The organism is Leeuwenhoekiella palythoae (genome assembly GCF_900130045.1).
Classification (GTDB): Bacteria; Bacteroidota; Bacteroidia; order Flavobacteriales; family Flavobacteriaceae; genus Leeuwenhoekiella; species Leeuwenhoekiella palythoae.
Window position 1 is genome coordinate 102,601 of sequence record NZ_FQXT01000001.1, and the last position, 25,801, is coordinate 128,401.

The following is a 25,801-nucleotide window of genomic DNA, read 5'->3' on the forward strand; positions in this document are numbered from 1 at the left end:
GCATCATTAACTTCATAAAAAATCTTTATCTCGGTAAGCGACTATTTTTTATACTCGCTGTGCTTATCGTACTCTTTCTTTTCTCCTACTGGTGGCATACGCTTTTTAGCATAGCGCTCTTAGGAACGTTTTTTTTAAGTGTCGCATTTCTATTTGATGTCGTACTACTTTTTAGAAATAAGGAAGGAATAAACGCATCGCGGAAGCTTCCTGAAAAATTTTCTAATAGTGATCTTAACGAAGTCCCCTTAGCGATTCAAAGCAAGTTTAATTTTGCTATTGGTATTTCGGTGATTGATGAAATTCCTGTTCAGTTTCAAAAACGCGATTTTCTAAAAACCGGAAGCATTCCGTCTCGCGGAAAAACTATAATCAACTATCAATTAAGGCCGGTAGAACGCGGAGTCTATACTTTTGGACGCCTGAATATCTATGTCAATTCCACTTTAAATCTCGCCAGACGCAGGTTTACTTTCGGCAAAGATCAAGAGGTCAAAGTGTATCCTTCATTTATTCAGATGAAAAAATATGCCTTTCTGGCGATTGATAATAAACTGACGCAATTTGGTCTCAAAAAAATCAGGCGTATAGGTCATACGATGGAGTTTGAGCAGATCAAAGAATATGTGAGTGGCGATGACGTGCGTACCATAAATTGGAAGGCAACCGCTAAGCGTGGCGAGCTGATGATCAATCAGTTTCAGGACGAAAAATCACAACCTGTCTACTCCATCATAGATGCCAGCCGCGTGATGAAAATGCCGTTCAATGGCCTTACCCTACTCGATTATGCGATAAACAGTTCGCTTGCTTTCAGTAATATAGCATTAAAGAAGAACGACAAAACCGGGTTGTTAACCTTCAGCAATACCATACACAATCATCTCGCAGCCAGCAGCAAAAAAACGCATTTAAATACTATTCTTGAAGTCCTTTATTCGATCTCAACAAATTTTCTTGATAGTGACTTTGGTAGATTATATGCTGAAGTAAAGCGAAAAATAACCCACCGCAGTTTATTGCTCTTGTACACTAATTTTGAGCATAGCAGCGCGATGCAACGCCAATTGCCCTATTTAAAAGGACTTTCGCAAAAGCACGTCCTGGTGGTTATTTTATTCGAAAATACGGAACTTGAAGATCTAATCGCTACAAAAGCTCAGAATACACCAGAGATCTATCATAAGACGATTGCCCAAAAAATGCACTATGAGAAGAAGTTAATGGTTAAGGAACTTGAAAAAAACGGTATTCAAACCGTACTTACCAAGCCTGAAGATTTAACCGTGAATACCATCAATAAATATTTGGAAATAAAAGCGCGCGGAATTCTGTAATGCTTCGATAAAACAAACACTATTTAATACGTTTGAAGCGCTTAAAATCTTCTATAAATTTTTGAATAACTCCTATCTAATTTTCTCGCAAAAGCCTTTATCTTTGCAGCCTAAAATTTTATTATGATCCAAGTTACTTTGCCAGATGGCAGCGTAAAAGAATTTGAAAGCGGAGCAACACCTTTTGATGTTGCAAACAGCATAAGTGCCGGCTTGGCGCGAAATGTTATTTCTGCTAAATACAATAACAAAACGATTGAGACCACCACCCCACTTACCGAGGATGGTGCACTTGTTTTGTTTACTTGGAATGATGATGAAGGAAAAAAAGCTTTTTGGCATTCTTCGGCGCATATTTTAGCGCAAGCTTTAGAAGAATTGTATCCGGGAGTAAAACTTACGATTGGTCCTGCAATTGACAAAGGATTCTACTACGACGTAGATCTTGGTGAAAAATCCCTCAGCGAGAACGACTTTAAGCAGATTGAAGATAAAATGCTTGAAATCGCTCGCGGAAAACACGAGTTTTCAATGCGCAGTGTTTCTAAAGCAGATGCGCTGGCAATGTATCAAGAACAGGAAAATCCGTATAAAGTAGAATTGATCGAAAATCTAGAAGATGGTTCGATCACTTTCTGCGATCACGATACCTTTACAGATCTATGTCGCGGTGGTCACTTGCCCAATACCGGTTTTGTAAAAGCGGTTAAATTAATGAGCGTTGCCGGAGCGTACTGGAGAGGCGATGAAAACAAGCCGCAACTTACCCGAGTTTACGGTATTTCATTTCCGAAGCAAAAAGACTTAAAAGAATACTTAGAATTACTTGAAGAAGCAAAAAAACGCGATCACAGAAAACTAGGAAAAGAGCTTCAGCTTTTTACTTTTTCACAGAAAGTAGGACAAGGACTGCCATTATGGCTGCCTAAAGGTGCCGCTTTGCGTGAGCGTCTTGAAAATTTCCTAAAGGCTGCTCAGAAAAAAGCTGGTTATGAGATGGTGGTTTCTCCACATATTGGTCAAAAAGAACTTTATGTGACTTCTGGGCATTATGCGAAGTATGGAGAAGACAGCTTTCAGCCAATTACGACACCGGCAGAAGGTGAAGAGTTCTTACTGAAGCCTATGAACTGTCCGCATCACTGTGAGATCTATAATGCGATGCAGTGGAGTTACCGTGATCTTCCTAAGCGTTATGCTGAATTTGGTACGGTTTACAGATATGAGCAGAGCGGTGAATTGCACGGACTTACACGAGTGCGAGGGTTTACACAAGATGATGCGCATATTTTCTGTACGCCAGATCAGCTGGATGATGAGTTCATGAAAGTAATTGACCTTGTACTTTATGTATTTGGTTCACTAGGTTTTGAAAACTTTACCGCTCAGGTTTCTTTAAGAGACCCTGAGAATAAGGAGAAATATATAGGTACTGATGAGAACTGGGCAAAAGCCGAAAATGCGATCATTAATGCCGCTAAAGCTAAAGGTTTAAATTATGTCGTAGAGACCGGCGAAGCTGCGTTTTACGGGCCTAAGTTAGACTTTATGGTAAAAGATGCTTTAGGCCGTAGCTGGCAGTTAGGAACCATTCAGGTAGATTACAATCTTCCTGAACGTTTTGAACTCACCTACAAAGGCAGTGATAATGAAGAACACCGCCCGGTGATGATTCACAGAGCACCCTTTGGAAGTTTAGAGCGTTTTGTTGCTATTTTGCTTGAGCACACCGGTGGAAATTTCCCACTTTGGTTGATGCCAGAACAGGCTACCGTGTTAACACTCAGTGAAAACTATGAGGATTACGCTCAAAAAGTATTAACTTTGCTCGAAAATCATGGCGTACGTGCCACGATAGATGATCGTGGAGAGACTATGGGAAGGAAGATTCGCGAAGCAGAAATGCAGAAAATGCCTTTCATGTTAATAATTGGCGAGAAAGAAGCCAATGATGGTACGGTTTCTGTACGTAAACATGGTGGAGAAGATTTAGGAACGATGACAGTTGCAAAATTTGCTGAACTGATTGATGCTGAAATCTCCAAGACATTGAAAAAATTTGAAGTTTAATTAAAATTATATAGCCATAGCAATACGTAGAAAAAGATCAAGAGGACCCGCAAGAGTCCAAAAGCAAGACCAACACAATATCAACCAAAAAATTCGTGCACGTGAGGTGCGCCTTGTTGGCGATAATGTAGAGATGGATATCTATCCTACCAGCAAAGCACTGGAAATCGCTCAAGAACTGGAATTGGATTTAGTGGAGATTTCTCCTAACGCCAATCCACCGGTTTGTAAGGTAATGGACTATAAAAAGTTTGTTTACGAGCAAAAGAAGCGTGAAAAGGCAATTAAAGCTAAAGCTTCTAAAGTGGTCGTAAAGGAAATTAGATTTGGTCCTAACACAGACGATCACGACTACGAGTTTAAAAAGAAACACGCACTCAAGTTCTTAGAAGAAGGAGCTAAATTAAAAGCGTATGTGTTCTTTAAAGGGCGTTCAATCATCTATAAAGATCAAGGTCAGATTTTATTGCTTCGTTTAGCACAAGATCTTGAAGAATATGGTAAAGTTGAACAAATGCCAAAATTGGAGGGTAAACGTATGATTATGTTTATGGCTCCTAAGAAAAGTAAATAAAAGTCATTAGACTTTTTAAAATATAAATCCCGACCTTTTTAGAAAGGCCGGGATTGTTTTGATTTAAAAAAATCACAACAAACAGTAATAAGCGGAATAATTAAATAAACTAGGAATTATGCCTAAAATGAAAACAAAAGGCAGTGCTAAAAAGCGTTTTAAGCTTACAGGTACTGGTAAAATCAAAAGAAAGCACGCGTTTAAGAGTCACATCTTGACTAAAAAGTCTAAGAAACGTAAGCTAGCGTTAACTCACGACACTTTGGTACACAAAGCTGACGAGAATAATGTGAAAATTATGTTACGTCTTAAATAAGCACGTAACCGGTTAAATTATTTTATAAACCCTGGAGTTGGGCAAAACGAAAAAATTAGAGTTTTAAAAGTGGTGCTTGTCACCCGCCTGCTACAAAAACAATTAAATTATGCCAAGATCAGTAAATTCAGTTGCTTCTAGAGCCCGAAGAAAAAAGGTAATGAAGCAAGCCAAAGGTTACTTTGGAAGACGTAAAAACGTCTACACAGTTGCTAAAAATGCGGTGGAAAAGGCTATGCTTTATGCATACCGTGACCGTCGTCAAAAGAAAAGAAATTTCCGTACGTTATGGATCACTCGTATCAATGCGGGTGCTCGTATGCACGGAATGTCTTATTCTCAGTTTATGGGTAAAGTTAAAGCTGCAAACATCGAACTTAACCGTAAGGTACTTGCAGATTTAGCAATGAATCACCCAGAAGCTTTTGAAGCAATCGTAAATAAAGTAAAATAAGGCTATAACGCCTAATTAAACAATACTTCCGCTTAGAAATGAAAAGCCCGATCAAATTGATCGGGCTTTTTTATTGATGTTATTTTATAACAAGCTCCACTCAATTACATCCAGTTAAAGATGATTTCCTTTTCCATATCAGGATGTAAACTATTTAATACGGGACACGTTCTTGCAGTATTTTCTAGAATTTTTCGATTTTTATCATCAGCCACTCCTTTTAAATTCAGCTTCACTTCTACTCTAGCAATTCTACGAGGCTCTGCTTTCATTATTTTAGTCACTTCAGCAGTAGAACCATCTAAATGCACATCTTCCATCTGAGCAGCCTTAATACCCATTACCGTAAGCATACAGCTTGCTAAAGCAGTCGCTACAGTATCGGTAGGAGAAAAAGCTTCTCCTTTTCCATTATTATCTGTTGGAGCATCGGTGATAAACGTGCTACCTGATTTAACGTGTTCACATTCGGTACGTAAATTACCCAGATATACTACTTTACTTGTCATGATTTAGTTTTTTAGGTAAGATGAAGATCCTTGATCAGAGGGGATTTCAACAACGATTTCCTCTAAATTTTCTCCATATTTTAAAATATAAGCTGCAGTATTGAAATAACCCGCCGAAACCGGATCCTGCACATACTTAAATTTATTCTCAACGTATTGTGTAATATAACCCGCATCTGCAGCATCATAAAGACTTTCTGCAGCCGCAAGACGCAATATAGTATCAAAAGTAAGATCGTAACCGCGCACCGCATAACTGTTGGGAACATATCCGTATTTATCCGCATAAGCTTGAACAAAACCTGCGTGATTTTCGGTATAGCTACGCGCTACAGAAGGGAAATGAAAATTAAGACGCATTAAGGTAATGTTTGAAATATCATCACTCTGATATGCTGAACCTTTGTCTGTAGTCAATAAAGTGATTTTTTTACTTGCCGCTTGCGTACTCAGGCTTGTAGTTACACTACTGATTAACGCAATATCATTACTTTCTAAAATCACCCAGTTATCTATAGTTTCTGAAAGTTTAGAGGTAAGATTACTCGCTCTTAAATAGTAGCCGCTATCTGAAGACTCCGGAAAAACCACTTTAGCGCTTGGATATAAATCTAGAAGTTTCGACTTAATACCTGTGTTTTTAGAATCTGCAATAACAATTATATTTTTACCTTTTCCTTCCTGCTTAATGTAACGCAGCATTTGCTCTCTCAAAATCTCATCATCGGGACGCGATTGAAACATATTAGAGCGCATACTTACATTAGGCACGATTGGAGAAACCACCGGTATGGCTCGATCTCTTAATAACTGACTTGCTTTTTCGACATTAGACGTAAGCAACGGACCAATAACAGCATTCATTTTATTAAAATCTCCATTATTGATGAGTTGCTCAATTTTGCGATCATTACCTGCTTTACCATCTCCTCTCGAATATTGCGTATCAAACACATATAAATTCGAAGAAATACCCAAAGCTTTTGCCGAATCAATAGCCATTAATGCCCCGCTATAAAAGTCAAGAGCAATATTCATTACCCGATCATTTTTAAGTACTTTTTTTCGAACATCACCGGTATCTACAACTGTTTTGCCAAGATTAAAAGGCAACATCACGGCTATATTCTTGGTTGATCTGTTAGTTAAATTATCCGCTAAACGTGTAGCCTCGCCGGTAACGTCTAGAGCAGTATTACTAAGTTTTTCCTTCGGAAGCTTTAAAATCATTCCGCTTTTAAGTCCGTCGTTTAAAGAAGGATTTAAAGCGATCAATTCATCTTCGGTCATATCCCAACGTTGGGTAAGTCGAAAAAAGTTTTCCTTGGGTTTAACCTCATAAAAACCATACTTACTCTCTTCAAGCACCGCATCTTTAGCATATGATTTATCCGGAACATTCAAAATAGTTCCTATTTGCAAACCTTCTTTAATTTCTGGGTTCATTTGTTCCAATTCAGCAATGGTAATACCGTACATAGAAGCAAGACCGTATTTAGTCTCTTTAGGCTTTACAATATGCTTTCTGTTTGTTACCGCTGGTTTAGCAGAATCGTCTTCTGCTACAGCTTCAGTAGTATTAGGAATTTTTACCGTTTCGCCTCTTCTCAACTCTGCGCTGTAAAGATGCTTGTTATACCGTTTGATCTCTGACTCAGCCACATCATACTTTTTAGACAGCTTGTACAATGTCTCGCCTTTAGCCACCGTGTGCAGTATAAACTTTCCGTCTGCAGAAATTTCTGATCCGCCGGGTGCTGACTCGCCTCCCGGTAAAATCAAGACCAGACCAGGATACAATTTGCTTTTAGCTTCAGGATTCAGTCTGTAAATTTCATAAACCGTAACGTTGTATTTGTTAGCAATACTAGATACTGTTTCACCTTCCCGCACTTGATGACTTGCATATTTTTGCTGCCCAATACTCGAGCAACTGAACACTACAAAAATGACTACGAAAAGAATTGATATGTTTTTCATTGTGTTTATTTTTTACACCAATACCTCATAAAATTATGAGGTATTGCCATATAAATGAGTTTTAAACGCTGTTAAATCTTCTATTCCCACTCAATCGTGGCGGGTGGTTTAGAACTGATGTCATAGACTACTCTATTAACGCCTTTAACCTTATTTATTATATCATTTGAAACTTTTTGAAGAAAATTATAAGGCAGGTTTACCCAATCTGCGGTCATCCCATCTGTGCTTTCTACAGCACGCAAGGCAACACATTTTTCATAGGTACGCTCGTCTCCCATCACTCCAACCGAATCTACAGGCAGCAACATAGCACCAGCTTGCCATACCTGATCATATAATCCCCAATCACGTAATCCGTTTATGAATATAGCATCAACCTCTTGAAGAATACGTACTTTCTCTTGTGTAATATCCCCAAGAATCCTAATGGCAAGGCCAGGTCCAGGGAATGGATGCCTTCCTAATAAAGTAGGGTTCATATCCATACTTGCACCCACTCGACGAACTTCATCTTTAAAAAGCATTCGCAAAGGCTCCACCACTTTAAGCTTCATAAAATCTGGTAGACCGCCTACATTATGATGCGACTTTATTGTTGCCGAAGGCCCTCCGGTAGCAGAAACAGACTCGATCACATCAGGGTAGATCGTACCCTGAGCCAGCCATTTTGCATCCTCAACCATATGCGCTTCATCATCAAAAACTTCGATGAATACACGACCGATGGTTTTACGCTTCTCTTCAGGATCACTCTTACCCGCTAATGCACTTAAAAAACGATCAGAAGCATCAACGCCTTTTACATTCAACCCCATGCCTTCATATTGTTGCAATACGTCATGGAATTCATTCTTTCTTAGCAGTCCGTTATTTACAAAAATACAGTGCAGGTTTTTACCAATCGCTTTGTGCAAAAGCATTGCTGCAACTGAACTATCTACTCCGCCAGACAAGCCTAAAATTACTTTATCTGAACCTACCTTTTTCTTTAATTGCGCTACGGTGCTTTCAACAAAGCTATCGGGAGTCCAGGTTTGTTCAACCTTAGCAATATTGATCAAGAAATTCTCTAAAATCTTTTTACCGTCTGTAGAGTGATATACTTCTGGGTGAAATTGAATTGCGTAGGTCTCTTCTCCTCCTATTCTGTAAGCCGCATTTTCTACATCGTGCGTACTTGCAAGTCTCACCGAACCTTCAGGCAAAGCTTTAATCGTATCACTGTGGCTCATCCAAACTTGGCTTCCTACTTCTACACCTTCAAAAAACGCTTCATCCTCTTTAATCATAGAAAGATTAGCTCTACCGTATTCTCTGGTATTGGACTGCCCCACTTCACCACCGTGAAAATGCGCCAAATATTGCGCTCCATAACATACCCCAAGCAAAGGCTTTTTCCCTCTAATTTGAGATAAATCAGGGTGCGGAGCATCTTCTGCTCTAACTGATGATGGAGAGCCTGATAAAATCACAGCTTTATAGCTGCTTAAATCATCAGGTAAATTGTTAAATGGTTTGATCTCGCAGAAGATATTGAGTTCCCGTATACGTCTGGCGATTAACTGGGTATACTGCGATCCGAAATCTAGAATGAGTACGTTATTTTGCATAAACAAAAATAGCATTTCTATCTATTTTCAAAACATCAAAACCTAAGGTTCTTTTACACAATTTAGTCAACAATCTTCCGGCTATATTAGCTACTTGAAATTCAATTTTTTAGCATAATCTCAATTTCTTTTTGTAGGTAGACTATCAAAGCTATTCTATCGATAAATAACTTTTGCACTGTCTTTTTAAACGGTTAAATCTTACAGAAAATCATCTTATCATTATTATATTATCACTATTTAACGTTTTTTAAGAATTTAAACGTATTAGTTCTTCAGTTATCTTGGAAAAATAGAATTATTGCTTAAAAATATAATTAAAAACAATATTATCTTATTTAATCTTTATATTTGAAGAAATTAGATGTTCCCTAAACCTAATCTAAAATGTCAGTATCAAAACAACTTAAATCCCTCAGGGAAGGTGCTTCGCTTTCACAAAAGAAAGTAGCCGAAGAACTCGGCATCACTCAGGGCGCCTATTCTTTAATTGAAAACGGTCAGAATTCAATCACGACCGAACACTTGCTCACGCTTAGTAAATTGTACAGTGTTCCTACAGATCGCATTTTAAAAGGTTCTCATAATTCTATTATGATGAACTCAACAAATGGATTTGTACCATTAATTAATGTGGAAGCTCGAGCAGGTTTTATTGAAAACCGTGATAATGAACAATGGATGTCAACCTTAGACATGTTTAAACTGCCGGGCTACGAACCTTCAAAAGATCAAAAACTTTTTGAAGTTGAAGGTGACAGTATGATGCCTACCCTAATGCACGGTGATATTCTTATTACACAACATACAGATGATCTAAACGAAATTTTAGACGGTTCTGTAGCGGTAATTGTAACTGCAAAATCGGTTTTAACCAAACGTATAAAAAAAGATTTACCTAACGATGCCATAATATTGATAAGCGATAACAGCAAGTACGAAAGTGTAAGCTATAACCTTAAAAATATTCTTGAAATATTAGTAGTCAGAGGTAAAATCACCAGCTCGTTAAATGTTGTGGATATGGATGCCAATAAACGTGTGCAGCATTTAGAAAGTCAGGTTGACAAGCTTCAAAGTGATATGAGCAAACTCATTGAAAAAATCAATAAACTAGTTTAAGCGCTACTAAATTATAACCAATAAAAAAAACCGGCAATTAGCCGGTTTTTTTTTATTTTAAGATAATCACAGAATTAATCACGTGTCACACGACCTACCGGAAACGATGCTGTGTTTATTTGCATTGTATTCGTTACACTAGATCCTGCTTCCTGCGTCACAGTACCTACAAGAGGACGCAATACAAATGGACTGATAGAAGAAGAGCTGCTGGTGTTGTCAAAAATAGGCTGAATTGTAATAAATACTTGCTTCCCTACTAGGTTAGGCAATGTATTTACCCCATATGCACTCAACACATTTTCATTGATGAAATCCTCACCAGGAAAATCCGGTGCAGGGTTTATGTTTAAACTGAAAGGATCTGATTCATCAGCATTGTTCACGTTAGTAAATCTTCCAGTAGAAAGATCCACGTCACCACTAGCCCCCGGAACGGTTACCCAGCCTTCGTATTTCCATCCTGCCGGTAAAGTAGGTAATTTTAATCCCGGTTGTCCTGTTGCTGGTACATACCAATATAACCCGCTATTTTCATTAGTGCTCACATTATCTGTAGGCGTTTGAAGCACAAACTGACCAGACGCGCTGGTATACGAACCAAAATTCTGAGAAACATCAACCGTAGCTGCATTCCCTACAAAATCTCCACTCAACAAAATAGACTGACTAATTTCAGTGCTGGAATCATTGCCCGGTTCTACGCTTAACAAAAATTGCGTAGCACCCTCAACGTCTCCGGTAAGTGCTTCAAAACTCTTTGGAAAATTTACATCAGTAAATCTACCTAGTGAAATCACTTCGGCACCATTAGAGATCCAAGCCTGGTATTCAGCACCATTTTCTAAGCGCTCAAGACCAGAAATATCAATAGTTACCGTTGATCTTGCTACGGTATCATCACCTGAGCAAGAAGCGAATATCGCTAAAACTGCAAGTAGTAAAAGGTTTATTTTTTTCATAAGAATTCTTTTAGTTTAAGTTGTTTCTGAAATGTAAAACGATGTTCTGTTTAAAAAATTTCATTTGCTTCAGACAATCATTTCCGCAAATAAAGGGAATAAAAAAACCAAACCACAAAGTCGTGGTTTGGTTTAATATTATTTTAATATAATCTATTAAGCGTTTTGCTTTTTGATAAGATTTAAAGCAGAACCTTCACGATACCAAGCGATTTGCGCATCATTATAAGTATGATTTGCTTTAATCGTGTCTTTACTTCCGTCAGCATGTGTTACCTCAATTGTCAACGGCTTGTCTGGAGCAAATTCTTCGATATCTAAGAAGCTGAATGTATCATCTTCCTGAATCAGATCATAGTCATTTTCGTTAGCGAAAGTCAATCCTAACATTCCTTGTTTCTTAAGGTTTGTTTCGTGAATACGTGCAAAAGATTTAACTAATACTGCAGCTACACCAAGATGACGTGGCTCCATTGCAGCGTGCTCACGAGAAGAACCTTCACCATAGTTATGATCTCCAACAACAATGGTTTTGATTCCTTTAGCTTTGTACTCTCTCTGTGTATCTGGCACACCGCCGTACTCGCCTGTCAATTGACTTTTTACAAAGTTGGTCTTCTTATTGTATGCATTTACAGCACCAATCAGACAGTTATTTGAAATATTATCAAGATGTCCACGGTAACGTAACCAAGGTCCAGCCATAGAAATGTGGTCTGTGGTACATTTTCCAAAGGCTTTAATAAGAAGTTTTACTTCTTTTAGCTCTGAATCCTTAATAGGCACAAACGGAGTTAACAACTGTAAACGCTCGCTGTCTGTAGCAACTTTTACTTCAACTTTACTTCCGTCTTCAGTAGGTGCTAAATACCCGTTTTCTTCAACAGCAAAACCTTTAGTAGGCAATTCTAAACCTACAGGTACGTCTAATTTCACTTCTTCTCCATCTTCGTTGATCAGTGTATCATTTAATGGATCAAAATCTAAACGTCCTGAAATAGCAATTGCTGCAACCATTTCTGGAGAACCTACAAATGCGTGCGTATTTGGGTTACCATCGGCACGTTTTGAGAAGTTTCGGTTGAAAGAGTGCACAATAGTGTTTTTCTCTTCCCCTTTACGATCACTACGATCCCACTGACCAATACAAGGGCCACAGGCATTTGTAAAAATAGTCGCTCCTAAATTCTCAAAAACCTCCAACAAGCCGTCACGCTCTGCAGTGTAACGAATTTGCTCTGATCCCGGGTTGATACCAAAATCACTCTTAGGTTTTAATTTCTTGTCAATCGCTTGCTGCGCGATAGAAGCAGCTCTTGATAAATCTTCATAAGAAGAGTTTGTACAAGAACCTATCAGACCCCAATCAACTTTAATTGGCCAGTCATTTTTAGCGGCTTTCTCTCCTAGTTCTCCTACTGGAGTAGCTAAATCTGGAGTAAAAGGACCATTAAGGTGCGGACGTAATTCTGAAAGGTTAATTTCAATCACTTCGTCAAAATATTGCTCAGGATTAGCATATACTTCGTCGTCACCTGTTAAATATTCTTTTATCTCATTTGCTGCGTCAGCAACATCTGCACGATCTGTAGCACGTAAGAAACGCTCCATAGATTCATCATAACCAAATGTAGAAGTGGTTGCTCCAATTTCTGCACCCATATTACAAATAGTTCCTTTACCAGTTGCTGAAAGGTTTTTAGCACCCGGGCCAAAATATTCAACAATAGCGCCAGTACCACCTTTTACAGTTAGAATACCTGCTACCTTAAGAATAACGTCTTTAGAAGCAGTCCAACCGTTAAGTTCACCTGTTAATTTAACTCCAATTAATTTTGGAAATTTAAGTTCCCACGGCATTCCGGCCATTACATCAACAGCATCAGCACCACCTACACCAATTGCAACCATACCAAGACCTCCGGCATTTACCGTGTGACTATCAGTACCAATCATCATTCCTCCAGGAAATGCATAATTTTCTAAAACTACTTGGTGAATAATACCTGCACCCGGCTTCCAGAAACCAATTCCGTATTTATTAGAAACAGACTCTAAAAAATCAAAAACTTCGTTGCTCGTTTCGTTAGCGCGTTTTAAATCTTTTTGCGCACCTTGCTTTGCTTGAATCAAGTGATCACAATGCACAGTAGTAGGCACGGCAACCTCTTTTTTTCCTGCTTGCATAAACTGCAAAAGCGCCATCTGAGCTGTAGCATCCTGACAAGCGATACGATCTGGAGCAAAATCTACGTAATCTTTACCACGTACAAATGCCTTATCAGTTTTACCATCCCAAAGGTGAGAGTATAATATTTTTTCTGCCAGTGTTAAAGGCTTACCGGTAATTTCTCGAGCGGCGTCAACACGCTCTGCCACCTTACTGTAAACCGATTTGATCATATCGATATCAAATGCCATATCTAAATTTTAGTTAATTGAAATTGTAAATTAATTGCGCTTGAAAGCGGCGCTAAAATTACGAAAAAGCGAAGAATTTAGGAAGCCGACATATAGATTAAGGCAATGCTTGTAAATGCTAAACTTATTGCAATTTCCCTCAAGAATATATCGATTTCGTTGCTTAATTATGATTATTAGGTAGTTAGAAGTCAAATGTTAATAAAAAAAGACCTTAAGCAATTATTTAGAGTCTTTCTATATTACTCTAGAGCAGGCTTTTTATGATTTCTTTAAGGGTTAAGCCTTCGGCCTCAGCCTTATAGTTCTTCAACAAACGGTGCCCTAAAATACCTTGAGCTACGGCTTTTACATCTTCGATATCAGGAGAATATTTCCCTTGTATTGCAGCGTGCGTTTTTGCAGCAAGAATTAAGTTCTGCGAAGCTCTGGGACCTGCCCCCCAATCGATATAATCTTTCACAATCAGAGGTGCACTTGTTGAATCAGGGCGTGTTCTACCCACTAATGCAACCGCATATTCAACAACATTATCTGCAACAGGAATTCGTCTTATAAGCTGCTGATAATTCACAATGTCAGCTGCGGTAAATAATGGCTTAACCGACACCTGAGTATCTGCCGTAGTCGCTTTGACGATAGCTACCTCTTCTTCATAGCTGGGATAAACAAGATTGATCGCAAACATAAAACGATCTAACTGAGCTTCCGGCAAGGGATAGGTTCCCTCCTGCTCAATAGGGTTTTGCGTCGCTAAGACGAAGTAGGGTTTATCTAATGGATATTGTTTACCGGCTACAGTAACCGCTTTTTCTTGCATCGCTTCTAAAAGCGCAGCCTGTGTTTTAGGTGGAGTACGGTTGATTTCATCTGCAAGAACAATATTAGCAAAAACAGGTCCTTTAAGGAATTTAAAATTGCGGGATTCGTCAAGAATTTCTGCACCTACAATATCGCTAGGCATCAAATCTGGCGTAAACTGAATTCGTTTAAAATCTAAACCCAAGGCTTGCGCAATCGTGTTGACCATTAACGTCTTAGCCAACCCCGGAACACCAATTAAAAGCGCGTGACCGCCACTAAAAATTGAAATCACGATTTGATCTACAACCTCGTGCTGACCAATGATTACGCGACCTATTTCTTTTTTTAAATCTTGATAACGGGTGACCAGCGCATCAATTGCCTTAGCGTCTGACATAGTTTATTGTTTTATCCAGTTGCTACTATAATCGCAAGTTCTATAATCTCCGTTTAATTTAATATAGGTTTCCGCTATTTTTTCATTCTTCCATTTTTCAATGGCTTTGATACGTTTAGCTTGTAATGCGAAATTTTTAATCTTTACGTAATCAATCGCAAAATCTGCTTCGTGCTCTTCAATACGATCAGAAACGGTATAAATTTCATAACGTGTTTTTCCCGTGCGCGTAGGGTTATTGAAGGCAATTGAAACTTCTCCCTCTTTTAGATTTTGAACCTTAGGATATAATTCCGGTGGAAGGTTTTTAAGCTCAAACATACGGTCTTGTGTTACAGGATTGATCATAATCCCACCGTCGCTAGCCGTTTCTTTTTCATCTGAAAATTCACGTGCAGCTTCCGCGAAAGTGATCTCGCCATCTTCAATGCGTTTTCTAATTTTTTCGATTTCGTCTTTTGCAGCGTTTTCTGCAGCAGCAGTCACTTTAGGTATTCTTAAAATATGACGAAGATCAATTTTTTGACCACGTATTTTCTCCACCTTAATAATGTGATAACCAAATTCAGTCTCAAAAGGCTTACTTACTTCACCTTCCTGTAAACTAAAGGCCACATCTCTAAATTCTTTAACAAACTGTGATTTGCGATCTACATCTCTAATTAAACCACCGTCACCACGAGTAGATTCATCCTCAGACCACAACACCGCTTTAGTAGCAAAACTGCTTCCGTTCTCAAGAATATCTGTTCTGTATCCGTTAAGCTGGTCAATTACTTTCTGCTTCTCCTCCTGAGGAACATCTGGAATGATCTGAATTTTTGATACTTCAAGCTCCACACCAAATTGTGGCAGCCCATCTTCTTCTAATTCTTTGTAATACGATCTAATCTCTTCTGGAGTTACCTCAATCTCTTCAACAATATTTTGCTGCATGGCTTTGGCCAATTCCTGATTGCGGTTAAGTTCCAAAAGCTCCTTTTTAAGATCGCTCATTTTTTCTTTACGGTAGAACTTCAATACTTTCTCCTCAGAGCCTAATTGATTGATAAAATAATCTATCTGCTGTTGGGTATACGAGCGCACTTGCTCTTCGTTGATCATTACACTATCAATCACTGCGTGATGCGCATAAAGCTTATCTTCCATGAGTTTATCCATCACGCTACACGTAGACAGATCTTGACCTTCTACTTTTTGCTGTTTGAGAGATTCGATTGCTTGCTGAATGTCGCTTTCTAGAATTACATATTCTCCAACCACAGCTGCCACACCATCTACTTTAAACGTGGTTCCCGATGTAAGCGGTTTTTCCTCATTTTGAGCAGTATCGCCAGCGGCGTCTGTATCAATAATTTCTTGTGCGGTCAAGCCTGACCACATACCACACAAAAGAAAGAGCGCAAAAGCTTTAGTTATACAGTTCAAATTGTTTGTTTTTAATTGCATCCTTAGTAATATCCTTTTCTAATTGTTTTATCAAATCTAGTTTCCTTCGGTTAAGAAGAATTTGCTTCACCGTTGGCAACACATATTCTAACGGCGCGTCATCATTGCGATCAAGGCGATCATTAACCGCGATCAAATATAATCCTAATGAATCACGCAGTTGTAAAAATTCGGTTTTATTTAGTAGCTGGTCACTGTTTTCAACATTTACCGGCGGAATTTTAGCAATAACCTTATCCAGACTTATCCAGGTACTGTCATTTAAATATTGTGCTCTAAACTGAACCGAAATAGAGTCTAAAAAACGCTTGTCTTTAGCATTAAAGCGCGTAAAACGCTTTTTTATTTCATCTTCATTATAATCATTCTCTCCCATCTCAATATACCGCAGTTTGAGTAGGGATTCATTCAGCTTAAAATTCTCTTTATTTTCAGTATAAAACTGTGAAGCCTCTGCATCTGTAATACTGCTGTCCAAACTACGCGCAACCAAAGCATCTTTGTAGGCCTGCGAAAACAAATCTAATTTATACTGCTCTACCAGATTGTTCAATCGGTCTTGCTCGTCAAGCGTGATGTTGCGCTGTGCATTATCTACGAGTAATCGCTTAGTTGCCCAGCGATTAATGTATCCATTCACTAAGGTGGTGCTGTCTTCTGGAGACAATTCTGCAGTGATCAACTTCTCTATGTCTTCTTTATACAAATAAGCATTACCCACTCGCGCAACAGGAACCCCGGCAGGTGCTTTTGACCCCAAAAGATCACAAGAAACCACAAGGGCGGCAAAAAGCACGAGTATACTAAAACGCATTATAAATCTAGACATATCACTTAAACCAACTCAAAAGTCTCTCTCAAAGACTACAACTCGAGACCTCTGTTGCAATTGTTTTAGAGATTTGCAAAATTAAGAATTCTCCCTCAGAACTGATTATTTCATAAATCACTGAAATTCTATAAGATAGGCCACAAACACCTTCTAAAACCATCTAAAAACGAATTAATCTACTCTAAATCTGAAGAATTGAAAAAGCTTATGGGTAATTTTGCTCCGGTCATCGTACGCAATGACCTTTAATTTTGGCACACCTATTGACTCTGTTATATGGAACAAAGAATAAAACTGATATGGGATTTTAGAGGTCCTGATGCTTTAAAAATCGCAGAACACCACGTCATTCATTTAGATGAGTATAAGACTGCGCACGACCTGAAGGTTAATGAAACAGGCGTTGAGCAGAAATCTGAATTATACGCTATCGCGTATTTTATAGTTTCTAAAGCACAAATGCCTGCCGTGCGCGATGCTTTAAAACCACATCGTGGGGAATTTTGTGATTAAAGCTTGCGCTTAAAGTTTTGCTTTGAGGCTAAGGTGTTAAAAAATACTTTGATAGCATTCAAGCTTTTATATCTTTGCGCGTAATTTTTTTAAAAATTAACTGTATTACAAACAATCGCCTAGCACAAACAGGCAAAATTCAATTTAAAATGAAAAAAATTTTCTTACCCCTAGTAGCTTGTTTTATCAGCTTTTCTGCGCTGGCTCAAACAAAAGTTGGAACCATCGACAGCGATTTAGTGATCTCAAGCCTTGATGAAGTAGCACAAGTACAAAAAGACTTAGAGGCTTATAACGCTGAATTAGAAAAACAGTTTAAAGATTTAGTGACTAAATATCAAACCGCTGTAACCGCTTATCAAGATGCTGAGGCAACAGCTTCAGAAGAGGACAAGCAAACCAAACAAGAAGAAATCGTTGGTATGGAACAAGATATTCAACGTTTTAGACAAAATTCTCAAGGATTGATCTCAATCAGACAAAATGAATTGATGCAGCCTTTATACCAAAAAGTAGGTCAAGCACTCAATCAAGTTGCGCAAGAGCAAAACTACTCTCAGGTGTTAACACTTAATGCCGGGGTAGCTTACTTTGACCCTACTCACGATTTGACTCAAGCCGTAGCAGATAAGCTAGGAGTTACTTTAAAAGTACAAGGTCAGCAAGACCAAACCGCCTTGCCTACTCAAAATTAATACGGTAATCTATCACATAAAAAAAGGGAGCAATTTGCTCCCTTTTTTTATGCTTCATCCAAGCGATTAAGCTTGAGGATTATCTGCTATAATTTGGTGATTCTTTAGTAATGGTCACATCGTGCGGATGACTCTCGTGAATACCACTTGACGTGATTTTTACAAAACGTCCATTTTCTTTTAAAGCTTCAACATCTTTGGTTCCGCAATATCCCATTCCGGCTCTTAGACCACCTATAAATTGATGCACGCTTTCATAAAGTTCGCCTTTATAAGGAACACGGCCTACAATTCCTTCCGGCACCAATTTTTTAATATCATCTTCAACATCTTGGAAATAACGATCTTTTGAACCTGTTTTCATAGCTTCTACAGAACCCATTCCGCGGTAGGTTTTATATTTTCTACCTTCATAAATGATGGTTTCTCCCGGAGACTCCTTAGTACCCGCAAGCAATGAACCAAGCATTACACAGTCTGCACCGGCAGCAATCGCTTTAGGAATATCTCCTGTATAACGAATTCCTCCATCTGCAATTACCGGTATTCCGGTGCCTTTTAATGCTGCTGCCACTTCTAAAACCGCGCTAAATTGAGGAAAACCAACACCTGCCACAACACGTGTTGTACAGATAGAACCGGGTCCTATACCTACCTTAACCGCATCGGCGCCTGCTTCCACTAAATATTTAGCAGCGGCGGCAGTAGCGATATTTCCTACCACAACATCAAGTGCAGGAAACTTTTCTTTCACACTTTGCAAAACACGAACCACACCTTGCGTATGTCCGTGTGCTGTATCGATCACCACAGCATCCACTCCGGCATTTACAAGTGCTTCAACGCGCTCAACAGCATCAGCAGTAACACCCACAGCAGCGGCAACGCGTAATCTTCCGTAGGTATCTTTATTAGCGATAGGTTTTTGCGTAAGTTTTGTAATATCTCTAAAGGTTATTAAACCTATAAGCTTGTTATCTTTTGTAACAACCGGAAGTTTTTCGATCTTATTTTCCTGCAAGATCACTTCGGCCTCCGCTAACGAAGTTCCTTCAGAAGTAGTAATAAGATTTTCTGAAGTCATTACCTCAACAATAGCACGCTCGTTGTCTTTCTCAAAGCGCAAATCTCTGTTGGTAACGATTCCTTCAAGGTGACCTTCAGAATCAACAATAGGAATCCCTCCAATGCTATGCTCTGCCATCAGACGCTTAGCATCTTTGACTTTAGCTTCTTTATTAAGCGTTACCGGATCAATGATCATCCCACTTTCGGCACGTTTTACACGACGTACTTTAACAGCTTGCTGCTCAATAGTCATATTTTTATGCAACACCCCAATACCACCTTCACGAGCAATAGCGATCGCCATACTTGATTCGGTCACGGTATCCATCGCTGCAGAAACGATAGGCACATTAAGCGTGATGTTTTTAGAAAATTTTGACTGAATATTTACTTCTCTCGGAAGCACCTCAGAATAAGCAGGAACTAAGAGTACGTCATCGTAAGTAAGACCTTCTCCCAGTATTTTTGTTTCGTGAGCTGTCATTGCAATTAGGATTTAATTGCGTGCAAATATACTGCTAAAATCTCAAACTTTGGTGTAAAATGAATTTTAATAAAAGGCTATGCCTAATTTAACCTAATGATAATTATGAAAGATCTTTGAAGCCTCGTTGTGTGCCGACTCAAAACTCATAGGTCTGATTCCGGAATCTACTTTAACTGAATTGAAATAGGAAAGCATTTTTTCTGTGGGCATATTACCGGTAAGTTCGTCTTTTGCCATTGGGCACCCACCAAATCCCTGAATTGCTCCGTCAAAGCGCCTGCACCCCGCTTTATACGCCGCGTTAACCTTCTCAAACCACTGGTTTGGCGTGGTATGTAAATGCGCACCAAACTCGATTTGAGGATACGCCGGAATCAATTCGCTAAATAAATAATCAATCGTTTGAGCATCAGAAGATCCTACAGTATCCGAAAGTGAAATAATACGCACTCCCATTGCAGCTAATTTTTCGGTCCAGGCTCCTACAATATCCACGTCCCAAGGATCACCATACGGATTACCAAAACCCATACTTAAATACGTAACTACTTCTTTGTTGTGTTTAGTTGCGGTCTCTAAAATATCAGAAAGCACCACTACCGATTCTTCGATAGTTTTATGTGTATTACGCATTTGAAAAATTTCAGAGATACTGAAAGGATAGCCTAAGTACGCTATTTGATCGAATTGCACAGCATCTTGAGCACCTCTTAGATTCGCCACGATGGCGAGCAATTTTGTTGCTGTTGCACTCAAGTCTAATCGGTCTAAAACCTGAGCTGTATCTGCCATTTGCGGAATCGCCTTCGGACTCACAAAACTGCCAAAATCAAGGGTATCAAAGCCACAGCGCAACAGCGATTGCAAGTATTGCACTTTTGCCTCGGTAGGAATAAATTGCTTTATACCCTGCATAGCATCTCTGGGACATTCTATTATTTTAACCGGTTTTGACATTAAGCTCTTTTAAAGAATTTAAAGATACATAAACTGCTTGAAGCGCAAATTTTCATAGGAGATTTTAATTCTTATGAAGGTCATAAGCATCCGATTGATGCGCGCCTGGTGCAGGATTTCCTTTATGATTTCCGCTAATGGAAAAACCTAGCGCTAAAGATTATCAATATCTTTTATTCAGATCGTCTATTTTATGATTGGAAGTTTTAACGTAAACGTAGAACCATTGCCAGGTTGGCTTGTAGCAACGATCTCTCCTCCTATTTGATGAGCAATCTCCTGGCATAAAATAAGCCCAATACCATTACCCGCTTCATCATTTGTACCCTTTACCGAAAATCTCTCTTTTTTAATCAACACTTTGTCTAGGTCAGTTTTAGACATTCCTACACCGGTATCAGAAATAGAAAGTTCGTAAACTTCTGCAGTGCGGTTTGCACTAAAAGTTATTTTGCCGTTTGCAGGTGTGAACTTGATCGCATTGCTAAGCAGATTTCTCATAATCACGATGACTACTTGACGATCTGTAAAAATGATATCTTCCTTAGGGATTACACAGTCAATCTTAAGATTTTTACGCTCTATAAATACATCTTCAGCCTCAACAACTTCGCTTACTACTTTATGCGGGTGCACTTCAGAGATTATAAATTTATAACCGTTCATTTGTGATTTTGCCCACAGTAAAACGCTATCAATTAAGTAATAAAGATTTGATGTTTGTTTCTTTAGCTCTTCAGACAAGGCTTCAATTTCTTCAGAAGTAAAGTTTTTATAATTGTTATGCAGCAAATTAATACTGCTCAACACCGCCGCCACAGGACTCTTCACATCGTGCGCAACTATTGAGAATAAGTTATTTTTCTGATGGTTGATGGCGGTTAGGTTTTTATTACTCGTATTTAAAACCTGCTGTTCTTTTTTAAGAATGCGATTAGCACTCTTTTTATAGCTATACATTCGGTAAAGGATAAATAGCAGCAAGAACAATAAAACAATTAAAACAGAAATACCAATGATCGCATAGCGCTGGTGTTTGATCTGTAACGCCTGCATTTCGGCATCACTACGTAGCAATTCATTTTCTAACTGTTGTTCTTCAATACCAAATTGAATCTTGAGGTTTTGAAGAATATTAGATTGTTCTCTGTTGTGAATCTCATCATTGAGTTTAATATACTTTTGAGCATATGCTAATGCTTCAGCGGTATTATTATTGGCTTCGTGCAATTTCTGCCGAGCCTCATAATAGGCTAGAATAACGTATTGATCTTTTAAATCAAGAACTTGCTGCTCAATAGCCAAAAGCTCGCTAGCAGCCTCATCTAATCTTCCTTGGGCCGTATAACTCTGCGCGATATACGATTTTGCCAAACATTGAAACTGCACCGGAAAATTGGAAGACTGCAATGCCAGATTTAAATTAGCGATCGCTTCATCATACGAGCCCAGAAAATAGCGAGCGGTTCCTAAGTTAAAATAGGCAACTCCGGCGATTCTAGGATCTCCTCCTCCTTTTATGAGGTACAAGGCTTTTTTTGAATAGTAAACTGCACTATCTAGAACTCGTTTCTCCCTAAATACACCACTTAAATTTACAATGTACTTTATGTACTGATTTCTGTTATTTACAGAATCTACATAATCCAATGCCTGCCTGAAGTTCTTTTCAGAAGATTCATAATCCCGTAGATAAAATTCGAGAACTCCAAGATTCCCATAGCTTTCACTCAGGCCTAAACTGTCGTTTTTAGCTTTATATAGGGGAAGCGCCTTTTGAAATTCCAAGATAGCATCGGGGTATTTGGAAGTGACGATATAATAGGTTCCCATTCTATTATAAGCTTTTGCGATACCACGCTGGTAGTTGTTGAGTTGGGCGAGTTCTAAAGCTTTATCAATATAGCGCTTGGCACTATCGGGTTGATAATACAAATACTCATATGCAATGCGCTCATTAAAATCACTGCGAATCGTATCGTTCGCTGCTTTTTTCAACTCTTGCTTTAAAGAGTCTATTTGGGGAGTTTGACTATAAAGATTTACAGTAGCCACAATAGCCAACAATACAAACCAATTGATGGTTTGCGTGATTATTAGGGGCTTCTTAAACTTTAAGTTCACTAAATTGGTAGATTTAGGTTGTATTTTTTTGAACGCAAAAAAGCGGTTTTGATACTTAGGTTCTGAAAACCCGTAAATGTATTAAAGCTTTTTAACTCTGCTTTATAATTTCTTCATTAATACGCTTGATTAATGAGGGCCCTTCATAGATAAATCCTGTATACAACTGAATCAAACTCGCTCCTGCCTCTAATTTCTCTAGTGCATCCTGTGGGCTGTGGATACCTCCTACTCCGATAATAGGAAAAGCACCTTGACTTTTTTGATGTAAAAACCTAATGACTTCTGTAGAACGATCACGTAAAGGACTTCCACTTAAACCTCCTATTTCCTCTTTATTTGAAGATTGAAGTCCGTCGCGACTAATCGTGGTATTGGTTGCAATAACGCCGGCGATCTTTGTGTCTTGAACAATTTCGATGATATCATTCAATTGTTCATCGGTGAGATCCGGTGCGATTTTAAGTAAAATAGGTTTTTGAGATATGGTTTTGTTGAGCTCTTGAAGGCCCGCTAATAATTTGGTAAGCGGTTCTTTATCTTGTAAGGCTCTTAAATTGGGCGTATTTGGCGAACTTACGTTAACTACAAAATAATCTACATAATCGTAAAGGGCTTCAAAGCAGATCTTATAGTCGTTAAATGCCTCCTCATTAGAGGTGACTTTATTCTTCCCAATGTTCCCTCCTATAAGTACATTTTTATTTTTTTTGAGTCGCGAAACCGCTGCTGCCACTCCGCCATTATTAAATCCCATTCTATTTATAATGGCCTTATCTTCCTTTAGACGGAATAAACGTTTTTTAGGATTTCCGGGTTGTGGCTTTGGCGTTAGCGTGCCTATTTCAATAAAACCAAACCCAAAATCTGAGAGTTCTTGATACAACTTGGCATCTTTATCAAAACCTGCAGCAAGCCCCACCGGATTTTTAAATTTCAGTCCAAAAACCTCACGCTCTAAAGCTTTATGCTCAATATTAAAAACAGGCTTCACTAATCGCGTTAACCCCAATTGTTTCATCAACTTAATGCTTTTAAAGCTAAAGTGATGCACACCTTCTGGGTCAAAATTAAAAAGCAGTGGACGTATAATTGATTTATACATAAAGGTCAGTTTTTTAGAGTCGTGCAAAAATAGGTTTATGTGATGCAACTCAAAAAGAAAATCAGTTCTTAATAGAACGAATTAAATATTTTATAAAATTGATTCTCTGTATTTTATTTTTTGATCATAACAGTACCTTTACAGCCTAAAAACCATCTCGTTTAAAATTTGCCTATGATCCAAAAAGACCTCTTTATCAAGCGTTTTATTAGCTATGTAACCATAGATACTCAAAGTGATGAAAACAGTTCTAGCACGCCCAGCACCCAAAAACAATGGGACCTTGCAAACAAACTGCATCAAGAGCTTCTTGCAATGGGGCTTGATGATGTGAGCATTGATCAGAATGGGTATATTATGGCTACGCTACCCGCCACGGTTGCAAAACCGCTTCCTACTATTGGTTTCATTGCGCATTATGACACTACGCCAGATTTTAGCGGTACCAACGTAAATCCGCAAATCATTGAGAATTACAATGGAAAAGACATTGTTTTAAATGAAGCATTAGATATCATTTTATCTCCTGATGACTTTGACGATCTCCTAGAGTATAAAGGTCAAACTATAATCACAACTGACGGAACAACGCTGCTTGGCGCTGATGATAAAGCCGGTATTACTGAAATTATGGAAGCAGTGCAATACCTGAAAAATCATCCTGAAATTGAACACGGACCCATTCGTATTGGCTTTACACCTGATGAAGAAATTGGGCGTGGCGCGCATAAATTTGATGTCGAAAAATTTGGCGCCGAATGGGCATACACAATGGATGGAAGCCAAATTGGCGAACTCGAGTTTGAAAATTTTAATGCTGCAGGGGTCAAGGTTTTTGTAAAAGGAAAAAGCGTACATCCGGGTTATGCTAAAGGCAAAATGATCAACAGTATTCACATCGCTCAGGACTTTATCAGTTCGTTGCCGCGCTTAGAAACTCCCGAGCATACCTCAGGGCGTGAAGGTTTTTTTCATCTAAATGGAATTCACGGAGATGTTGAGGAAACTGTTCTTGAATACATCTTAAGAGATCACGACAAAGAGCATTTTGAGGCACGTAAAGAGGTGCTTAATAATCTTGCTGCAGAAATCAATAGTCAGTACGGTTTAGAACTCATTTCAATAGAGATTAAAGATCAGTATTTTAATATGCGGGAGAAAATTGAGCCGGTGATGCATATTGTTGAACTTGCAGAAAAAGCGATGCACGCCGTTGATGTCGAACCTATAATCAAACCCATTAGAGGCGGAACCGACGGATCACAACTTTCTTTTATGGGCTTACCTTGTCCTAACATTTTTGCCGGCGGACATAATTTCCACGGAAGGTTTGAATATGTACCTGTAGAAAGTATGATCAAAGCGACAGAGGTGATCATTAAGATCGCAGAATTGGCTGCAAAAAAATAATTACCGCAACCGAAGCAACCATTTAAAATATCTTGCGTCTAGAATGTGTAACACAAAAAATCACATTTCATATTATGAGGTTAACTAACACAACAACGTATTTTAAATTATTTGCAGCAAGTATTGGTTTAGCTACACTTATCTCTTGCGGGACCGATGATACCAATTACGAAACACCTATCACCGAAACAGACGAGGAAGCCTTTGAGCGCAATGAAGCTGAAATCTTAGCGTATATTGAAGCAAACGAATTAGAGGCAACACGTACAGATAGCGGTTTATATTACGTGATAGAAACTGAAGGAACCGGCGAAACACCATCAAGCAGTGCGAACGTGACAGTCACTTATAAGGGCTACTTTTTAAATGATTCTGTTTTTGACCAGGCTGTAAACCCTATCGAATTCAATTTAGCCAACGTAATTGCAGGATTTAGAGAAGGTATCAGTTTAATGAAAGAAGGTGGAACTGCAACGCTATTAATGCCTGCAAAATTAGCTTACGGTGCATCTGGAGCAGGCCCAATACCACCTAACACTGCACTTGTCTTTGACATCGAACTCATTGCAACAGAGTAATGCTATTAAAATAGCATTAAAAAA

At 38.7% G+C, this 25,801-nt stretch carries 22 protein-coding genes; 10 read left to right on the top strand and 12 right to left on the bottom strand.

The features are described from left to right. The first annotated feature begins 5 nt into the window (after window positions 1–5). The 5 genes from BUA96_RS00460 (at window position 6) to rplT (ending at window position 4,751) form a co-directional block, all read left to right on the top strand. Complete coding sequence (locus BUA96_RS00460) at window positions 6–1,337, top strand: DUF58 domain-containing protein (RefSeq protein ID WP_072980414.1); 1,332 nt, start codon at window positions 6–8, stop codon at window positions 1,335–1,337. A 123-nt stretch (window positions 1,338–1,460) separates the two neighbouring features. Continuing rightward, a complete protein-coding gene (gene thrS / locus BUA96_RS00465) occupies window positions 1,461–3,407 on the top strand; it encodes a threonine--tRNA ligase (protein ID WP_072979223.1) in 1,947 nt (648 codons plus the stop codon). A gap of 22 nt (window positions 3,408–3,429) precedes the next feature. Then, complete coding sequence (gene infC, locus BUA96_RS00470; protein ID WP_072979225.1) at window positions 3,430–3,981, top strand: translation initiation factor IF-3; 552 nt, start codon at window positions 3,430–3,432, stop codon at window positions 3,979–3,981. A gap of 118 nt (window positions 3,982–4,099) precedes the next feature. After that, a complete protein-coding gene (gene rpmI, locus BUA96_RS00475) occupies window positions 4,100–4,297 on the top strand; it encodes a 50S ribosomal protein L35 (protein ID WP_009780460.1) in 198 nt (65 codons plus the stop codon). Between the two features lie 109 nt (window positions 4,298–4,406). Next, on the top strand, window positions 4,407–4,751 hold the full coding sequence (rplT, locus tag BUA96_RS00480; RefSeq protein WP_009780461.1) for a 50S ribosomal protein L20: 345 nt from the start codon (window positions 4,407–4,409) through the stop codon (window positions 4,749–4,751). A 104-nt stretch (window positions 4,752–4,855) separates the two neighbouring features. On the opposite strand, the gene BUA96_RS00485 is transcribed toward rplT, so the two are convergent. The 3 genes from BUA96_RS00485 to guaA form a co-directional block, all read right to left on the bottom strand. Beyond that, a complete protein-coding gene (locus tag BUA96_RS00485; protein ID WP_072979227.1) occupies window positions 4,856–5,260 on the bottom strand; it encodes an OsmC family protein in 405 nt (134 codons plus the stop codon). Window positions 5,261–5,263: 3 nt separating this feature from the next. Beyond that, on the bottom strand, window positions 5,264–7,240 hold the full coding sequence (locus tag BUA96_RS00490) for a LysM peptidoglycan-binding domain-containing protein (RefSeq protein ID WP_072979229.1): 1,977 nt from the start codon (window positions 7,238–7,240) through the stop codon (window positions 5,264–5,266). An 80-nt stretch (window positions 7,241–7,320) separates the two neighbouring features. Next, entirely contained in the window at window positions 7,321–8,853 is a 1,533-nt protein-coding gene (gene guaA / locus BUA96_RS00495; RefSeq protein ID WP_072980417.1) for a glutamine-hydrolyzing GMP synthase, read from the bottom strand. Window positions 8,854–9,240: 387 nt separating this feature from the next. Between guaA and BUA96_RS00500 the strand changes: the two genes are divergently transcribed. Next, window positions 9,241–9,975 carry an XRE family transcriptional regulator gene (locus tag BUA96_RS00500; protein WP_072979231.1) on the top strand — a complete coding sequence of 245 codons (735 nt, stop codon included), beginning with the start codon at window positions 9,241–9,243 and terminating at the stop codon, window positions 9,973–9,975. A gap of 74 nt (window positions 9,976–10,049) precedes the next feature. Here the strand turns inward: BUA96_RS00500 and BUA96_RS00505 are convergent, their stop codons facing one another. The 5 genes from BUA96_RS00505 to BUA96_RS00525 form a co-directional block, all read right to left on the bottom strand. Next, the gene (locus tag BUA96_RS00505; RefSeq protein ID WP_072979233.1) at window positions 10,050–10,937 is read right to left on the bottom strand and encodes an anti-sigma factor; all 888 of its coding nucleotides are present in this window, start codon (window positions 10,935–10,937) and stop codon (window positions 10,050–10,052) included. Between the two features lie 156 nt (window positions 10,938–11,093). Then, on the bottom strand, window positions 11,094–13,358 hold the full coding sequence (locus tag BUA96_RS00510; protein ID WP_072979234.1) for an aconitate hydratase: 2,265 nt from the start codon (window positions 13,356–13,358) through the stop codon (window positions 11,094–11,096). 247 nt (window positions 13,359–13,605) lie between these two features. Further along, complete coding sequence (locus tag BUA96_RS00515) at window positions 13,606–14,559, bottom strand: AAA family ATPase (protein WP_072979235.1); 954 nt, start codon at window positions 14,557–14,559, stop codon at window positions 13,606–13,608. Between the two features lie 3 nt (window positions 14,560–14,562). Further along, window positions 14,563–15,987 carry a peptidylprolyl isomerase gene (locus BUA96_RS00520; RefSeq protein ID WP_233430589.1) on the bottom strand — a complete coding sequence of 475 codons (1,425 nt, stop codon included), beginning with the start codon at window positions 15,985–15,987 and terminating at the stop codon, window positions 14,563–14,565. Further along, entirely contained in the window at window positions 15,971–16,837 is an 867-nt protein-coding gene (locus BUA96_RS00525) for a peptidylprolyl isomerase (RefSeq protein ID WP_072979237.1), read from the bottom strand. The genes BUA96_RS00520 and BUA96_RS00525 overlap by 17 nt, the downstream gene beginning before the upstream one ends. 279 nt (window positions 16,838–17,116) lie before the next feature. On the opposite strand from BUA96_RS00525, the gene BUA96_RS00530 reads away from it, so the two are divergent. Next, window positions 17,117–17,353, top strand: coding sequence for a hypothetical protein (locus BUA96_RS00530; RefSeq protein ID WP_072979238.1), 237 nt, complete (start codon window positions 17,117–17,119; stop codon window positions 17,351–17,353). Window positions 17,354–17,502: 149 nt separating this feature from the next. Beyond that, window positions 17,503–18,048 (top strand): OmpH/Skp family outer membrane protein, encoded by a 546-nt coding sequence (locus BUA96_RS00535; RefSeq protein WP_072980419.1) that lies wholly within the window; start codon window positions 17,503–17,505, stop codon window positions 18,046–18,048. A gap of 79 nt (window positions 18,049–18,127) precedes the next feature. Here the strand turns inward: BUA96_RS00535 and guaB are convergent, their stop codons facing one another. The 4 genes from guaB to BUA96_RS00555 form a co-directional block, all read right to left on the bottom strand. Continuing rightward, window positions 18,128–19,600: an IMP dehydrogenase gene (gene guaB / locus BUA96_RS00540; protein ID WP_072979239.1), complete on the bottom strand. Its 1,473-nt coding sequence runs from the start codon at window positions 19,598–19,600 to the stop codon at window positions 18,128–18,130. 93 nt (window positions 19,601–19,693) lie between these two features. After that, window positions 19,694–20,560, bottom strand: a complete 867-nt coding sequence (locus BUA96_RS00545; RefSeq protein ID WP_072979240.1) for a hydroxymethylglutaryl-CoA lyase — start codon at window positions 20,558–20,560, stop codon at window positions 19,694–19,696. Window positions 20,561–20,746: 186 nt separating this feature from the next. Continuing rightward, a complete protein-coding gene (locus tag BUA96_RS00550) occupies window positions 20,747–22,684 on the bottom strand; it encodes a tetratricopeptide repeat-containing sensor histidine kinase (RefSeq protein ID WP_072979241.1) in 1,938 nt (645 codons plus the stop codon). A 91-nt stretch (window positions 22,685–22,775) separates the two neighbouring features. After that, on the bottom strand, window positions 22,776–23,789 hold the full coding sequence (locus tag BUA96_RS00555) for a quinone-dependent dihydroorotate dehydrogenase (protein WP_072979242.1): 1,014 nt from the start codon (window positions 23,787–23,789) through the stop codon (window positions 22,776–22,778). A 174-nt stretch (window positions 23,790–23,963) separates the two neighbouring features. Between BUA96_RS00555 and pepT the strand changes: the two genes are divergently transcribed. Continuing rightward, window positions 23,964–25,199, top strand: coding sequence for a peptidase T (gene pepT, locus BUA96_RS00560; protein ID WP_072979243.1), 1,236 nt, complete (start codon window positions 23,964–23,966; stop codon window positions 25,197–25,199). A 74-nt stretch (window positions 25,200–25,273) separates the two neighbouring features. After that, on the top strand, window positions 25,274–25,777 hold the full coding sequence (locus BUA96_RS00565) for an FKBP-type peptidyl-prolyl cis-trans isomerase (protein ID WP_072979249.1): 504 nt from the start codon (window positions 25,274–25,276) through the stop codon (window positions 25,775–25,777). Window positions 25,778–25,801: the final 24 nt, after the last annotated feature.

Bases quoted from the DNA above. Each gene is read 5' to 3' on its own strand.
- BUA96_RS00510 (WP_072979234.1), bottom strand. From the start codon at position 13,358: ATGGCATTTGATATCGATATGATCAAATCGGTTTACAGTAAGGTGGCA.
- BUA96_RS00515 (WP_072979235.1), bottom strand. From the start codon at position 14,559: ATGTCAGACGCTAAGGCAATTGATGCGCTGGTCACCCGTTATCAAGAT.
- BUA96_RS00565 (WP_072979249.1), top strand. From the start codon at position 25,274: ATGAGGTTAACTAACACAACAACGTATTTTAAATTATTTGCAGCAAGT.
- BUA96_RS00500 (WP_072979231.1), top strand. From the start codon at position 9,241: ATGTCAGTATCAAAACAACTTAAATCCCTCAGGGAAGGTGCTTCGCTT.
- BUA96_RS00525 (WP_072979237.1), bottom strand. From the start codon at position 16,837: ATGTCTAGATTTATAATGCGTTTTAGTATACTCGTGCTTTTTGCCGCC.
- rplT (WP_009780461.1), top strand. From the start codon at position 4,407: ATGCCAAGATCAGTAAATTCAGTTGCTTCTAGAGCCCGAAGAAAAAAG.
- BUA96_RS00530 (WP_072979238.1), top strand. From the start codon at position 17,117: ATGGAACAAAGAATAAAACTGATATGGGATTTTAGAGGTCCTGATGCT.
- rpmI (WP_009780460.1), top strand. From the start codon at position 4,100: ATGCCTAAAATGAAAACAAAAGGCAGTGCTAAAAAGCGTTTTAAGCTT.
- pepT (WP_072979243.1), top strand. From the start codon at position 23,964: ATGATCCAAAAAGACCTCTTTATCAAGCGTTTTATTAGCTATGTAACC.
- BUA96_RS00545 (WP_072979240.1), bottom strand. From the start codon at position 20,560: ATGTCAAAACCGGTTAAAATAATAGAATGTCCCAGAGATGCTATGCAG.
- guaA (WP_072980417.1), bottom strand. From the start codon at position 8,853: ATGCAAAATAACGTACTCATTCTAGATTTCGGATCGCAGTATACCCAG.
- BUA96_RS00485 (WP_072979227.1), bottom strand. From the start codon at position 5,260: ATGACAAGTAAAGTAGTATATCTGGGTAATTTACGTACCGAATGTGAA.
- thrS (WP_072979223.1), top strand. From the start codon at position 1,461: ATGATCCAAGTTACTTTGCCAGATGGCAGCGTAAAAGAATTTGAAAGC.
- BUA96_RS00505 (WP_072979233.1), bottom strand. From the start codon at position 10,937: ATGAAAAAAATAAACCTTTTACTACTTGCAGTTTTAGCGATATTCGCT.
- guaB (WP_072979239.1), bottom strand. From the start codon at position 19,600: ATGACAGCTCACGAAACAAAAATACTGGGAGAAGGTCTTACTTACGAT.
- BUA96_RS00555 (WP_072979242.1), bottom strand. From the start codon at position 23,789: ATGTATAAATCAATTATACGTCCACTGCTTTTTAATTTTGACCCAGAA.
- BUA96_RS00490 (WP_072979229.1), bottom strand. From the start codon at position 7,240: ATGAAAAACATATCAATTCTTTTCGTAGTCATTTTTGTAGTGTTCAGT.
- BUA96_RS00535 (WP_072980419.1), top strand. From the start codon at position 17,503: ATGAAAAAAATTTTCTTACCCCTAGTAGCTTGTTTTATCAGCTTTTCT.